Annotated in this window: 14 protein-coding genes; 6 read left to right on the top strand and 8 right to left on the bottom strand. The window is 72.9% G+C overall.

From position 1 onward, the window contains the following. Positions 1-106: 106 nt before the first annotated feature. The gene (locus AC067J_RS36385) at positions 107-481 is read right to left on the bottom strand and encodes an ATP-binding protein (protein ID WP_478306677.1); all 375 of its coding nucleotides are present in this window, start codon (positions 479-481) and stop codon (positions 107-109) included. A 315-nt stretch (positions 482-796) separates the two neighbouring features. Here AC067J_RS36385 and AC067J_RS36380 point away from each other — a divergent pair, with 315 nt between their 5' ends. From AC067J_RS36380 to AC067J_RS36360, 5 genes are all read left to right on the top strand, one after another. Continuing rightward, positions 797-1,651 carry a helix-turn-helix domain-containing protein gene (locus AC067J_RS36380; protein WP_478306675.1) on the top strand — a complete coding sequence of 285 codons (855 nt, stop codon included), beginning with the start codon at positions 797-799 and terminating at the stop codon, positions 1,649-1,651. A 2-nt stretch (positions 1,652-1,653) separates the two neighbouring features. Beyond that, on the top strand, positions 1,654-1,845 hold the full coding sequence (locus AC067J_RS36375; protein WP_478306674.1) for a DUF397 domain-containing protein: 192 nt from the start codon (positions 1,654-1,656) through the stop codon (positions 1,843-1,845). 243 nt (positions 1,846-2,088) lie between these two features. Then, positions 2,089-2,274 carry a DUF397 domain-containing protein gene (locus AC067J_RS36370; protein WP_478306672.1) on the top strand — a complete coding sequence of 62 codons (186 nt, stop codon included), beginning with the start codon at positions 2,089-2,091 and terminating at the stop codon, positions 2,272-2,274. A 143-nt stretch (positions 2,275-2,417) separates the two neighbouring features. Continuing rightward, entirely contained in the window at positions 2,418-3,002 is a 585-nt protein-coding gene (locus AC067J_RS36365) for a DinB family protein (protein ID WP_478306671.1), read from the top strand. Between the two features lie 85 nt (positions 3,003-3,087). Continuing rightward, positions 3,088-3,678 (top strand): HAD family hydrolase, encoded by a 591-nt coding sequence (locus tag AC067J_RS36360; RefSeq protein WP_478306670.1) that lies wholly within the window; start codon positions 3,088-3,090, stop codon positions 3,676-3,678. Positions 3,679-3,740: 62 nt separating this feature from the next. Here AC067J_RS36360 and AC067J_RS36355 read toward each other — a convergent pair whose 3' ends face one another. The 6 genes from AC067J_RS36355 to AC067J_RS36330 all read right to left on the bottom strand — a co-directional run bounded on the left by AC067J_RS36355 (position 3,741) and on the right by AC067J_RS36330 (position 11,237). Then, positions 3,741-4,385 (bottom strand): dihydrofolate reductase family protein, encoded by a 645-nt coding sequence (locus tag AC067J_RS36355; RefSeq protein WP_478306669.1) that lies wholly within the window; start codon positions 4,383-4,385, stop codon positions 3,741-3,743. 302 nt (positions 4,386-4,687) lie between these two features. Then, the gene (locus AC067J_RS36350) at positions 4,688-5,974 is read right to left on the bottom strand and encodes a transglycosylase family protein (RefSeq protein ID WP_478306667.1); all 1,287 of its coding nucleotides are present in this window, start codon (positions 5,972-5,974) and stop codon (positions 4,688-4,690) included. A gap of 202 nt (positions 5,975-6,176) precedes the next feature. After that, complete coding sequence (locus tag AC067J_RS36345) at positions 6,177-7,625, bottom strand: PLL family lectin (RefSeq protein WP_478306665.1); 1,449 nt, start codon at positions 7,623-7,625, stop codon at positions 6,177-6,179. A 398-nt stretch (positions 7,626-8,023) separates the two neighbouring features. Next, complete coding sequence (locus tag AC067J_RS36340) at positions 8,024-8,233, bottom strand: hypothetical protein (RefSeq protein WP_478306663.1); 210 nt, start codon at positions 8,231-8,233, stop codon at positions 8,024-8,026. A gap of 431 nt (positions 8,234-8,664) precedes the next feature. Continuing rightward, positions 8,665-10,452, bottom strand: coding sequence for a glycoside hydrolase family 3 protein (locus AC067J_RS36335; protein ID WP_478306661.1), 1,788 nt, complete (start codon positions 10,450-10,452; stop codon positions 8,665-8,667). Further along, positions 10,449-11,237 (bottom strand): tyrosine-protein phosphatase, encoded by a 789-nt coding sequence (locus AC067J_RS36330; protein WP_478306659.1) that lies wholly within the window; start codon positions 11,235-11,237, stop codon positions 10,449-10,451. The genes AC067J_RS36335 and AC067J_RS36330 overlap by 4 nt, the downstream gene beginning before the upstream one ends. Positions 11,238-11,488: 251 nt before the next feature. Between AC067J_RS36330 and AC067J_RS36325 the strand changes: the two genes are divergently transcribed. Beyond that, positions 11,489-12,433, top strand: a complete 945-nt coding sequence (locus AC067J_RS36325; protein ID WP_478306657.1) for a GntR family transcriptional regulator — start codon at positions 11,489-11,491, stop codon at positions 12,431-12,433. A 118-nt stretch (positions 12,434-12,551) separates the two neighbouring features. Here AC067J_RS36325 and AC067J_RS36320 read toward each other — a convergent pair whose 3' ends face one another. Then, on the bottom strand, positions 12,552-13,187 hold the full coding sequence (locus AC067J_RS36320) for a TetR family transcriptional regulator (protein ID WP_478306655.1): 636 nt from the start codon (positions 13,185-13,187) through the stop codon (positions 12,552-12,554). Positions 13,188-13,288 lie beyond the last annotated feature (101 nt).

The following is a 13,288-nucleotide window of genomic DNA, read 5'->3' as shown; positions in this document are numbered from 1 at the left end:
ATGCCGAACGGGCGGCCCGCTTCGTGGAGTTCGCGGATCAGGGCGGTGACCTCGGGGTCGGTGTAGGTGCGGATGACGGGGTCGTCCGGCGCGATCGGTTCCCGGCTCACGCGGCGGCGTCCAGGTGCAGTTCGAACCAGACGCGCTTGCCGTTCTTGGCGGGATCGGCGCCGAAGCGGTGGGTGAGGGAGCGGACGAGGTGCAGGCCGCGCCCCGACACCTCGTACGGGTCGGCGGAGATCCGGGGCTCGGGGAGGGTCGGGCTGTCGTCGGCGACGGAGACGCGGACGGTGCGGGCGGTGAGGAGGACGACCACGACGGCGGGCGCCTGGCAGCCGGCGTGGCGCCAGGCGTTGACGTACAGCTCGTGGAGGGCGAGTTCGGCGTCGGAGATGAGGTCGTCGGGCCAGGCGGCGAGGGCGAGCGCGGCACGCAGCTCCTCGCGGGCGGCGGACCAGTCGGGCGGGTTGCAGGCACGCATGAGAAACCTCCGAGTGAGGTCGTGCGAGTGGGGAGGAGATCACCAGCGGAACGTCACCGTGAGCCAGGCCAGGCCGAAGCCGGTTGCTCTGCGGCGCAAAAGGGCAGCAGGCGCCTACTGCCTTGGAGAGAGGCATTACTGACGGTCCATCGGATCGTTGCGAGATAGACCGTAACGCAATCTGCCTTCAGATGAAGGCGAGATCCGAGAGGGTCACTCTTTCGGGGTAACCGCCGCACCCTAGTCAGCCAAACAGGCCTGGACCGGCTCGTGGTACGCGGCAGACTGGTGCCACACCACATCTGAAGGGACGACATGCCGCTTCGCCGCGACCCGACCTTGCGCCAGCGCCGCTTGGGCGCCGAGATGCGGAAGATGCGAGAGCAAGCCGGCCTCAGTGGCAGCCAGCTTGCACGCTCTCTCGGGCTGAACCCTACGCAGGTCACACAGATGGAGACCGGCAGGATCGGCGTCAGCGCAGATAGGCTGCGCAAGGTGGCCACCGCCTGCGATTGCAGGAACGATCCCTTGATCAACGCCCTCGCCGACATGACTGTCGAGCGAGGGAAGGGTTGGTGGGTGGACTATCGAGGAGTCCTGGCGATCGACTTCCTCGAAGTGGCTGAACTTGAGAGCCACGCGCGGGGCCTCCACACCTGCACGACCATCTACATGCCCGGTCTCCTTCAGACGAGCAGCTACGCCACGGCGGTATTCTCACGTACTACTCCAGCGCCCATCCGGCAGGATGTCGAGCTGAGAACTGAATTCCGGCTAAAGCGGCAGCAGGCCCTGCGATCACAGCAGATCCCCTACGTGGCGTTCATCCATGAGGCAGCGCTGCGAATGCAGTTCGGCGGTCCGAAAGTCCTCTCCGAGCAACTTGCCTCCCTTGCAGAGGCATCCGAGCTACCCAACGTCTCGATCAGGGTGACGCCGTTCAGCGCAGATACCTTCCCCGGCCCCAGTGAAAGCCTCACCTTCGCTGAAGGCGTGGTTCCCGAACTGGACACTGTACAGATGGATGTCGCTCGATCCACCCAGTACTTCGACTCAACGGCGCACCTTGCCAGTTACCGATCACTGTTCGCCTGCCTGGACTCCATAGCCTTGCCCAACGCCGAGTCGCGAGATCTCATCCGATCCACAATGAAAGAAGTCGAGGGGTAGGCATGCCTGGTCAGATTTGGCAGAAGTCCAGCTACTGCGGCGCACACGACGATTGCGTCGAGGCCCGTACGACATCCGGCCTGATCGAACTCCGCGAATCAGACGACGGCAACGTCATCCTCCGCACCACCCCAGCCACCTTCGCCGCACTCCTCCGCACGATCAAAGCCGGCGAACTCGACCACCACACCTGACCTCCAGCGGTGCCTCGCTCGAACCGAGCGAGGCACCGCAACACCTCCCCCGGCGGGCACCAGGATCACCAACCGCCGACCCTCCACCCGGACACGACAGACAGCGCAGCCCGGTAGAAGTCGACACCCCGAACAAGCTCGACTCCTACCCGGCCGTCTTCAAGCACATCAAACTGACGGCTCAGCGATGAAGAACCACGAGACCTGACCAACCGGACAGCACGAAACCTATGGAGGAACAGGATGAGTAGCTGGCAGAAGTCATCGTTCAGTGGTTCAGGCAACGACTGCGTCGAGGTACGCGCCACGGATGGGTCGGTCGAACTCCGTGAGTCCGACGACGGTGACACCATCCTCCGCACCACCCCAACCACCTTCGCCGCACTCCTCCGCACGATCAAAGCCGGCGAACTCGACCACCACGCCTGAGGGGGCGTCTCACGTCGCGAGCTTCGCGAGCGTCTCGTGGCAGGTCAGGGCGGCGGCCGTGGCCGGGCCTCGGCTCTGCCGGTCGTTGCGGACGTCGTACGGGATCTTGAGACCACGAGAAGCTCATGGCAGGCTCGTGCCGCATGATCGATGATTTCGCGAAGGCCAACCTGCACGGGAGACTGCGGCGGGACCGCGAGGCGCTGCTCTGGAAGCTCGACGGCTTGTCCGAGTACGACGCCCGCCGACCTTTGACAGCGACCGGGACCAACCTCCTCGGCCTGGTCAAACACGTGGCCACCGTCGAGGCCCGGTACTTCGGCGAGGTCTTCGACCGCCCTTCCCCGGAACCGCTGCCCCGGTGGCAGGACTCCGACGGCAGCGATCTGTGGGCGACCGAGGACGAGACCCGCGATCAGATCATCGGGTTCTACCGGCGCACGTGGGAACACTCGGACGCGACGATCGACGAGCTTCCCCTCGACGCCCCCGGCCACGTGCCGTGGTGGCCGGAGCCTCATGCCGACACGAACCTGTTCGCCGTCATGGTCCACGTCCTCGGCGAGTCCATCCGGCACGCCGGGCACGCCGACATCCTGCGCGAGGGCCTCGACGGCCGGACCGGGTTGCGCGCCGAACACGAGAGGCAGACCGACGAGCAAGCCCGTGCGGCCTACTTCGCGAAGATCGAGCAGGCCGCCAGGTCCGCCGCACCGATCAAGGCTTAGCGGGCGGGTCAGGCGGCTGCTGCTCGGGAGGGGGCCGAGCGGACCGGGCCGCGGGCGCCCCGCGGGCGCGGCCTAGGCTGATCCGATGAGCCTCTCCCTGCCGACCGGTGAGTTCCGCGCCTACCTGTTCGACTGCGACGGCACCATCGCCGATTCCATGCCCCTGCACTACACGGCGTGGAAGCAAGCCCTCGACGAGTGGGGCTGCGAGTTCCCAGAGGACCTGTTCTACGCCTGGGGCGGCCGGCCGGTGGCCGACATCATCGTCTCCCTCAACGAACAGCAGGGGCTGGCCATGCCGGTCGACGCCGTCGCCCTCCGCCGGGAGGAGCTCTACCAGCGGCTCCTCCCCCAACTCACCGCCGTCCCCGACGTCCTGGCGCACATCGAGGGCGCCCACCGGCGCGTCCCGTTCGCCGTCGTGTCCGGCAGCACCCGGGAGTCCGTCACCGCCTCGCTGACGACGCTCGGCCTGCTCGACCGGTTCGACGCCATGGTCTGCGCCGGCGACTACGCGAAGGCCAAGCCCGACCCGGAGTGCTTCCTGCTCGCGGCCCGGCTCCTCGGCGTCCCGCCGCGGTCCTGCCTCGTCTTCGAGGACACCGACATGGGGATCCAGGCCGCCACCGCCGCCGGCATGGCCGCCGTCCGCGTCCCCCGGCCCGGGGAGCGCTGAGGCCCGCCCCACCCCGCCGAAGGTTCCCGGGGCCGGCCGATCCGGCCGGCCCCGGGCGACGCTCACCTCCGCCAGAACAGGTGGTGCGTCACCCCGCTCGGGCTGGGGACGACCTCCAGGTGGAACCGGTCGAGCAGTTCGTCGGGCGACTCCCAGAGCCGCACCCCGGAGCCGAACTCCACCGGTGAGACCGCCACGTGCAGGGTGTCCACGAGGTCGGCGTCGAGGAACTGCCGGATGGTGGTTGCCCCGCCGCCGAGCCGAACGTCCTTGCCCTGCGCCGCCTCCCGGGCCTGTTCGAGGACCGCGGCCGGGTCGCCCTCGACGAAGTGGAACGTGGTGTCGGAGAGCGTGAACGACGGGCGCCCGTGGTGGGTCATGACGAACACCGGGGTGCGGAACGGCGGCTCGTCGCCCCACCAGCCGCGCCACTCGTGGTCGCGCCAGGGCCCGCGCTGGGGACCGAACTTGTTGCGGCCCATGATCTCGGCGCCGATGTTGCGGTCGTAGTCCCGGGTGAAGTGGTCGTCGAGCCCCCGGCTGCCCCCGGGGTCGGTGCGCATGGGCCAGCTCGCCGTCGCACCGGCCCAGGCGAACAGGCGCTCGGGCCGGACATGGCCGAACGGCCGTTCAAGGGTCTGGTCCTCGCCGGCACCGATGCCGTCGGCCGAGACGTTGAAGTTCTGGACCCTCAGTAGCTGAACCACGTGTTCCTCCTGTGCCGGCCACGACGACGACGAGACGCTCCGGACCGGTCGGGCGTCTCACCGGGTGGTCGGAGCCGATCGACAGATCTTGACCCGTATCGGCAGGATCCTCCGATCCGATGAGCCCGCGGCCGGAATCCCGAGGACGCCCGACCCGCGCCGGTCCCCCACTGCCGCCGGTCCCCGACCCGCGCGGTCCCCCACCCACGGCGGCCCCCGCCCGGGACGGGCGAGGGGCCGCGACGGCTCCGCCTCCGCACCCCGGCCCCGCCGGGCCGGCGCGCACGCGGCAGGCCGACCGGTCAGCTTCGGGCCACGACCATCTGGGCGCCGCCGTCGGGCATGCCGGCGATGGCGACCTTCCGCCCGCCGAAGGCGGTGCTCCACCAGCCCTGCCAACCCCCGTTCGAGTAGCGGGCGTTGTGGTAGACCACCCCGTCGTTGCCCACCGCGAGGAGCTGCGCGTCACCGTTCGGCATGCCGGTGATCGCGAGGCTCCCGGCCTGGAAGGACGACGCGCCGCCGTACCCGGCGACCTGGCTCCAGTCCTGCCAGGAGCCGTTGGCGAAGCGGGCGTTGTGGTAGACCTTGCCGTCGCTGCCCACCGCGAGGAGCTGCGCGTCGCCGTTCGGCGTGCCGGCTATCGCGATGTCCTTGGCCTGGAAGGTCGCCGCGCCGAAGCCCGCCACGGCGCTCCAGCCCTGCCAGGAGCCGTTCACCGCACGGATGTTGTGGTAGAGGTTCCCGTCGTTGCCGACGATCAGCACCTGGACGCTGCCGTCCGGCAGGGCCGCCGCCGCGATCCGCTGCGCACTGGAGTCGCCGACCGGCGCCCAGCCCTGCCAACTGCCGGCGGCGAAGCGGGCGTTGTGGTAGATCCGCCCGTCCCTGCCGATCGCCACCACCTGCGCGTCGCCGTTCGGCATACCGGCGATGGCCTCGCCCTGGGCCGCGAAGCGCGTCGAACCGGCGTAGCCGTCCAGCGGCGCCCAGCCCGTCCAGGTCCCGTTCGGGTAGCGGGCCGTGTGGTACAGGTTGCCGTCGGCGCCGGTGGCCAGCGTCTGCGTGGAGCCGTCCGGCGTCGCGGCGATCGCCTCCTGGGAGCCGTTGAAGTACGCGGCACCGCCGAACCCGGCCAGCGGCTGGAAGGACGTCCAGTTCCCGTCCACGAGGCGCGTCGCGTGGAAGAGGTCACCGGCCTTGCTCACCGGCGTGGTCGGCGCGGGGTAGGGGTCGGCGTGGTCGCTGCCGAGGCCCGCGTTGCAGTTCGGCCACGCGCCGGTGCCCTGGCCGGCGAGGATCCGCTCGGCCGTCAGGATCTGCTGCTGCTTGGTGGCCTGGTGGGGAAGGGCCGCGTACCGGGTGCCGCCGAACGCCTCCCAGGTGCTCTTGGAGATCTGCAGGCCGCCGTAGTACGGCCAGCCGGCCTTGTAGTAGCTCCAGTTGCCGGTGCTCTCGCACATCGCGACCCGGTCCCAGGTGGCCACCGAGGCGGCCTGCGCGGGGGCGGCGACGGTGGAGAGGCCGAGCGCGGCCAGGGCCGTGAGGGCGAGGGCGGCCGCGCGGGGGCGGCGGGGTGAGCGGGACATCGGGACCTCTTCTCGGGCGGGCGACCCGTTCGAGGTCGCGCGGATGACGCGGGTGGCGGGCGCGGGTGGCGGGCGCGGACGGCGGCTGCCGGGAACGGGCGGCGGGCGGCAAGCGGCGAGCGGGAAGGGGCCGGCCCGCCGCAGGGGTGCGGCGGGCCGGCGGGAAGGCGGGTCGACCGGGTGAACGGACTTCCCGTGACGGCTAGTTGTAGGTGCCGCCGATGGAGACGTCGTAGTGGTTGCCGCCCACCCCGGTCAGCTGGATCGGGGCGGCCGGGTCCCAGCTGCCCGAGCCGTCCCGGATGGTGTGCATGATCCGGTCGTCGTTGGTGATGAAGGTCGCCTGGAACTCGCCGTCGATGTTGGCCGCGCTGACCCGGTTGGCGGCGAAGGAGCCGATCACCGGGGCGAGGGCCGCGAAGGGCTGCCACGTGCCGTTGGCGTAGCGGGCGGCGTGGTACTGCTCGCCGCCGGTGTTGACCACGACGATCTGCGCGTCGCCGCCGGTCCCGGCGATGGCGACGTCCTGCGGGGCGCCGGCGTTGCCGGCCGCGTCGTAGGCGTTGCCCCAGCCCGACCAGGAGCCGCTGACGGCGCGGATGGTGTGCTGGACCGCGCCGCCCGAGGCGGCCACGACCTGGAGCTGGCCGTTGACGTTCGCGGCCGCCGCGCTCGTCACCGTGTCCGCCGACGGGCTGATGTCGCCGAACTGCAGCCAGGTGCCGTTGGCGAGCCGGGCCGTGTGGAAGAGCCGCCCGTTGGCCACCGCGACGACGTGGAGGTCGCCGCCGATCGAGACCGCGGAGAGCTTGGTAACGCTGCCCAGCCAGTTGGCCTGCGAGCCGATGTCGGCGAACCCGTCCCACGAGCCGTTGGAGTGCCGGATGGTGTGGTAGATGTTCCCGTTGCCGCCGACCGCGACCAGGTGGGTGTCGCCGTTGATGCCGGCGTCCGCGATCGCCCGGACCACGCCGATGTCGCCCGCCGCGGCCTCCACGTTGCCGAAGCCGCTCCAGGAGCCGTTGGAGGAGCGGGTGCTGTGGAAGACGTCGCCGCCGCCGTTCACCACGACCTGGGCGCCCCAGCCGACCGGTGCCGGCTTGGGCGGCAGCGGGGCGCTGTCGACGGTCTTGTCGTAGCGGTAGGGCTTGAAGCCGTTGGCGACGAGGTAGCTGCGGGTGTAGTTGACCTTGCGGGCCGTCAGGCCGGGCCGCGGCTCCTCGTAGACGACGGCGGTGGTGTGGCTGCTGTCGGTCCAGCCGGCGAAGAGCACGACGTGGGTGGTGATGTTGTCGATCATGTCGCCGGGCTGCAGCGCGTCGAGGCTGTTGAGCTGCGTGGACACGTCGTCGAGGGTGGAGGTGACCCGGCTGCGGTCGAGGTGCCAGGCCATCGAGACCATGCCCGAGCAGTCCTGCCGGTAGGAGCCGTTGCTGTCGCTGTGCCAGAGACTCTGGCTGTACGGCACCGCCTGGTCCACCCAGTTCTGGGCCCGGGCGATGATCTCGGACCGGGTGATCGGGCCGTTGACGGAGGACGTGCCGATGGCGTGCGCCGCCGGTGCGGTCAGCGAGACGGTGGAGACGGCCGCGCCGAGGGCGAGGGCGCCGGCCAGGACGACGTTGGTGAGCTTGGAACGGTTGACAGACATGGCTGATCTCCAGGGAGAGGTGGTGGTTCGTCATCCGGGTCCGCGCAGGGCGCCCGGGAGGTCGGTGTCGGCGGTCGGCGCACGTGGTGCGCGGACCTGCCTGCCGCCCGCTCCTCGGGAGCCGCCGGCTCGGTGGCGGCAGCGGCGCGACGGGAGGCGGTGCGGTGGTGCGGCGGTGCTGAGCGGCTTCGGTGGTGCGGCGGTGCTGAGCGGCTTCGGTGCTGCGGTGCTGCTGAGCGGCTTCGGTGCCGCGGCGGTCGTGCGGTGCGGCGGCCAGGTGGACGGCTGCCCTGCAGGAGCAGCCGGTCTACGGAGGCGGGGACGGCCGGGGACGGCCGGGGACGGCCGGGAAGGGCGAGGAGGGCGAGAAGGGCGGGCGAGGTGCGGGCCCTGCGCCGTCAGCCCCAGATCATGTTGTCGCCGGTGCCGGGGGTGCCCGACCGGGTGGGGGCGGGCTGCGTGGGCGCCGGCTGCGTGGCGGCGGGCTCCGCGGCTTCCGCGGCGGCGGCCGGCCGGGCCGGGGCGGCCTCCGCGGCGACGACCGGGGCCAGACCGATCAGGGCGAGGGCGAGGACCGCGGCGGCCTTGGCGATGACGGTGCGGAACATGGTGGGCTCCTTCGGCTTCGATGCGACGGGGTGAGCCGGTTGTCGCGTCCCGCGGTGACGCGTCCTCCGGTGTGCCGCCCGGGCGGTGCTCTCGGCGGCAGTCATAAGCTTCGTCGCAGCTCAGCGGTCGTGGAAGGGCCCTCGGCTGGCCGGAAACGTCCCTGGACCGTTTCGGCCAGGAGGAGTGCGGCGGCGTGCGGCGGCGTGCGGTGGCGGAGCGTCGTCACCGGTGGGGGCCGCGCGCCGACGCCCCGTGAACCGACCGGGGAGAACACGCCGGAGCAGGAAGTCGGTCCGGCCGACTTCCTGCTCCGTGTCCCCTGCTCCGTAATCTCCTGCTCAGGGCGGGCCGGGCGCGCCTCGGACCGGGCTGCCCTCGCCCGCCGTGGTGTCACCCTCGATGCGGTGCGCGCCCGGCAGCGGCCCGCCGGTCAGCCCGCCGCCGCGCGCGGGGCCGTCGGGTGGCCGAAGCGGAAGAGCGGGTCCGCCGTGTCGAAGGGGACGTCCTCGCGGGCGGCCTCGACGGCGGCGTCCGAGCGCGGCAGGTCGAACGGCAGCGAGCCCGTCATCGGGGCCCGGCCGAACACCGCGTCCAGCACAACGTCGTCGGCCGCGCCGAACTCGCCGACCAGCAGGGCCGCGTGAGGCTCCAGCGGGGTCAGCACCGCGGGCCGCTCCAGCTGCGCCACGAACGCCGTCGGCACCACGCCGGCCAGCGCCGCCAGCCGCCCGGCCTCCGCCGGGGCGAACTCCAGCGAGCCGGAGTGGAAGGCCTGCTCCAACAGCCCCTCGCGCTGCTCGTACGGCGTGGCGAGCCGGATCACCGCGGCGTCCGCGTCCTCGGGCCGCTCGACGAGCGTGCCGTAGCGGGCGGCGACCTCCCGGTCCACGCCCTCCACGTACAGGCGCGCCCCGGTGAGGGGCTGCCCGGCGAGGTGGACCAGCGAGCGGGCCTGCACCCGGCGGCCCAGCGCGCGCCCGTCCGGGGTGCCGACCAGGTCGGCGGCGGCCTCGACGTCCACGTACGGGTCGTCGAACAGGCCGAGGCGGAACTTGTCGCGCAGGATGCGGCGCACCGACTCGTCGATCCGGGCCTCGCTCACCGCGCCGGAGCGGACCACGCCCAGGATCAGCTCCGGGTCGGTCTCGCCACCGAGCTGGTCGGCGCCGGCGTGCAGCGTCAGCGCGACCTGCTCGGGCACCGACAGCTCCTCGACGCCCCAGTGGCGCGGCGGGAGGCTGACGATGCCCGGGACGTCCATGCCGGTGATCGCGTTGAAGTCGGTGCAGACGACGCCGTCGAACCCGTACTTGCCGCGCAGCAGGCCGGTGATGACGTCGTGGTTGAAGTTGGCGCCGACCTCGGCCAGCCCGCTGCCGGACGGGATCGCGTAGGCGGGCATGATCTGCGCGGTGCCCGCCTCGAACGCGGCCTCGAAGGGCCGCAGGTGCCGCTCGAACGCGCCGCCCGGGTAGACCAGCCGCCGCCCGGCCGCGAAGTGCGAGTCCTCGCCCCGGAACTGCGGGCCGCCGCCGGGGAAGTGCTTGGTCATGCAGGCGACGCTGTCCGGGCCGACCCGCTCCCCCTGGAGGCCGCGGATGTAGGCGGCGATGGTCCGGGAGGCGCGGTCCGCGTCCTCGCCGAAGGTGCCGGCGATCCGGGCCCAGCGCGGTTCGGTGGCGAGGTCGGCCATCGGGTGGATGGCGAGCCGGATGCCGACGGCGCGCAGCTCGCGCCCGATCAGCTCGGCGTACTCGCGGACGAGGCCCGGGTCGTCGGTGGCGGCGAGGCCGATCGGCTCGGGGCCGGTGGAGAAGCCGCCGCCGGTGAAGGCGGTGGCGGGGTTCTCCGTGAAGCCGTGCCGCGGGTCGGAGGCGAGGGTGACCGGGATGCCCAGGCGGCCGGCGGCGGCGAGGTCCTGGACGTGGTTGTTCCAGGCGGCCATGGTGCGGGCGTCGGGCACCGCCATCATGCCGAAGGCGGTGAGGCCGCGCTCGGTGATCAGGTGCGCGCCGGACGGGAAGGGGCCGTGGTCGCCGGGGAGCATCCGCCCGTGGCACATCAGGGCGGCCTTCTCGGCGAGGGTCATCCGGTCGAGCAGGTCGTCGACGCGCTCCTCGACGGGCAGCCGCGGGTCCTCGTACGGCTCCATGGTGCCGTTGTGGTTGAGGTCCCGGAACGGGGTGCCGTCGTGGTGGCGGAGCAGGGCGCCCGTCATGCGACGGCCTCCGTCCCGGCGGTGGCGGCGGTAACGGTGCCGGCCGGGGCGGCGGCGGTCGCGGCGGCCTTCGCGCGGTAGGCCTCGATGGTGGCGGCCCGGACGCCGCAGTGGGTCAGGAAGCCCTCGGTGCCGCCGTAGCGGGCGGCGACCAGCTCCAGGAAGGCGGCGATCGCGCCGGCCGGGGCCTCCAGCAGCGGGGCGGGCACGGTGAGCGAGCCGGCGTGGTAGTCGTTCAGGGCGCTGCGGTTGCGCTCGGCGAGGATCTCGAAGATCTGCGTCAGCGCCTCGTTGGTGCGGGCGTAGTCGGCGATGATCTCCTCGGCGGGGACGCCGACGAGGTCCAGCAGCAGGGCGACGAGCAGGCCGGTGCGGTCCTTGCCGGCGGCGCAGTGCAGCAGGACGCCGCCGGGGCGGGCCGCGGCCTCGACCGCGAGCACCACGGACTCGGGGGCGGACTCGGCCATCAGCAGGTAGAAGGTGCCGAGGTCGGCGGCGGTGCTCATCTCCCGCATGCACGCGTCCAGGGCCGGGTTGGTGGGCTGGATGCGCGCCGCGACGATCTCGATCCCGGCGGCCGCCGCCGCGGCCCAGTCCTCCTGGTCGGCCTCGGCGTCACCGCGCAGGTCGATGACGGTGCGGATGCCGGCGCCGTTCAGCAGGTCGACGGTGGCCTGGTCGGCGGCGGGGTAGGGCTGGGCGGAGCGGTGGACCACGCCGGGGCGGATCCAGCGGCTGTCGGGGTCGGCGAGGACGGCGGGGTCGCGGAAGTTGACCAGGGTCATGGGAGGGCCTTTCGGAGGGGAGGTGGGGGATGAGGCGATGGGGAGCGCCGGGGCGGCGGTGGAGCGGTGGAGCGGTGGAGCTTTCTTGGAGCAGGACATCTAGATGTCTAGATGTCTACCCGGTGAGTCCGGTGCAGGGCAAGCGTCGGTGGGATGAACACCGGGCCAACCCCGCGTTCGCACCGACCGTCGGCACCCGCAGGCCGCCCGCGGACCGCCCGCGGACCGCCCGGATCCGTAGGATCTGGCCCGTGGCAACGCACCGAAGCGACACCCCGCTGTACCGCCGACTGGCCCGGCAGCTCCAGGAGCGGATCGACGCCGGCACGTACCCGGCGGGCGCCCGACTGCCCAGCGAGCCCGAGCTCAGCGCCGAGTTCGGCGTCAACCGGCTGACCGTCCGGCAGGCGGTGGCCGAGCTGGAGCGGGCGGCCGTGCTGGAGATCCGCCGGGGCGTGGGGACCTTCGTCCGCCAGCCGGCCGTCCGGATCTCGATCGCCGTCGACCCGCGCAGCCAGCGGTTCGACCTGGGCAGCGTGCACGGCTCGCTGCCGCTGCACGCGGAGTCCGTGGCGGACACCCGGCCCGCGCCGGGCGGCACCGCGAGCGGGCCCGCCGCGAGCAGCCCTCGCGCGAACAGCGAGAGCGGCCCCGGCGGGGACGGCACCGGCACGGACGGCACCGGCACCCGCGCGGAAGGCACCGGCACGGACGACTCCGGCACGGACGGCGAGTTCGTGGTCGCCGCCCCGCCGGTGGCCGGCTCCGCCGAGGACGAGGAGGCCGCCCGGCAACTCGGCCGCCCGGCCGCCGAACTGGCCCGGGTGGACACCGTGATCCGCCTCGGCGGCCGACCCCGGGTGGTCAGCAGCTACTGGGTGACGGCCGGACCGCTGCCCGCCGAGCTGGTCCGGCCGGGCCGCCCCGGCAACATGGTGCCGGCCCTGGCCGGGGCCGCCGGGGTGGAGCTGGAGTACGACTGGCGGGCGTTCGGCGCGATCGGCGCGGACCTCGGAGACGCGGAGCTGCTCGGGGTGCCGGTCGGCACCGCGCTGCTGGTCCGCGAGGGGGTCAGCTGCACCCCCGACGGCACGCCCGCGCTGTACGTCCGGCGGCGGATCGACGGCAGCAGTGCGCGGTTCGTCCTGCACTACCGGGACGGGGACGGCGCGGGCGGCTCCGCCCGGGAGAAGTAGCCCCGGGAAAAGTAGCCCCGGAAGGAGCAGCCGCGGCAGAAGGAGCAGCGGCGGCCGGGCTCCGGCGGGTCCGGTCCGGGGCCCGCCCGCCGGCCGGCCGCCCCGCCGGGGGCCCGCCTCACCGCGGGTCCCCCGCCGGTCCGCCCGGCCCGACCAGCTCGCGGAACGCCTCCGCCCACGCCGCCATCGGCTCCGAGCCGCCGGGGGACATCACGTGCCGCCGGGTCAGGCCGGCGAGGGCCGCCCCCAGCACCTGCGGCCGCAGGTCGGCGGCGGGGGAGACGCCGAGCCGCTCCCCCGCGATCGCCACCGCCCGCTGCGAGATGGCGTCGATCTGGATCACCGCGAAGTCGTGCACGGACCGGACGTCGAGGAACCGCCGGCGCAGCGCGCGGCGCCGGGCGGTGTGCTCGGCGGGCTCCTCCAGCTGCCCGTCCGTGACCTGCACGGCGTGCTCGAAGGCCGCCCAGAGGCCGAGTGCGGCCGGCGCCTGCGCGAAGGCCTCCAGCACCACCAGGCCGAAGTCGAGCCCGAAGAGGATCGCCTCCTTGCACGCGTAGTAGCGGAAGAAGGTGCGGTGGGCGACGTCCGCGCGCCGGCAGATCTGGTCCACCGTGGTGCCCTCGAAGCCCTGTTCCTCGAAGAGGTCGAGCCCGGCCGTCCGGATCGCCTGCCGGGTCCGCGCCCGCTTCCGGTCGCGCAGCCCGATCTCGGCGGCGCTCGCCGCCCCGGTGTCCGTCCCCTGCCCCTGCATACCTTGCTCGCCCCTCGTCGCGCCCGGTTCCCTCGGGCGTCGTGCGTGTCGGTCCTGCGCGTCGGTCCTGCGTGTCGGTCGTGCGCGTCGGTCGTGCGTGT

The organism is Kitasatospora sp. NPDC042419, from assembly GCF_056437345.1.
This window is presented reverse-complemented; position numbering and strand designations above follow the sequence as displayed.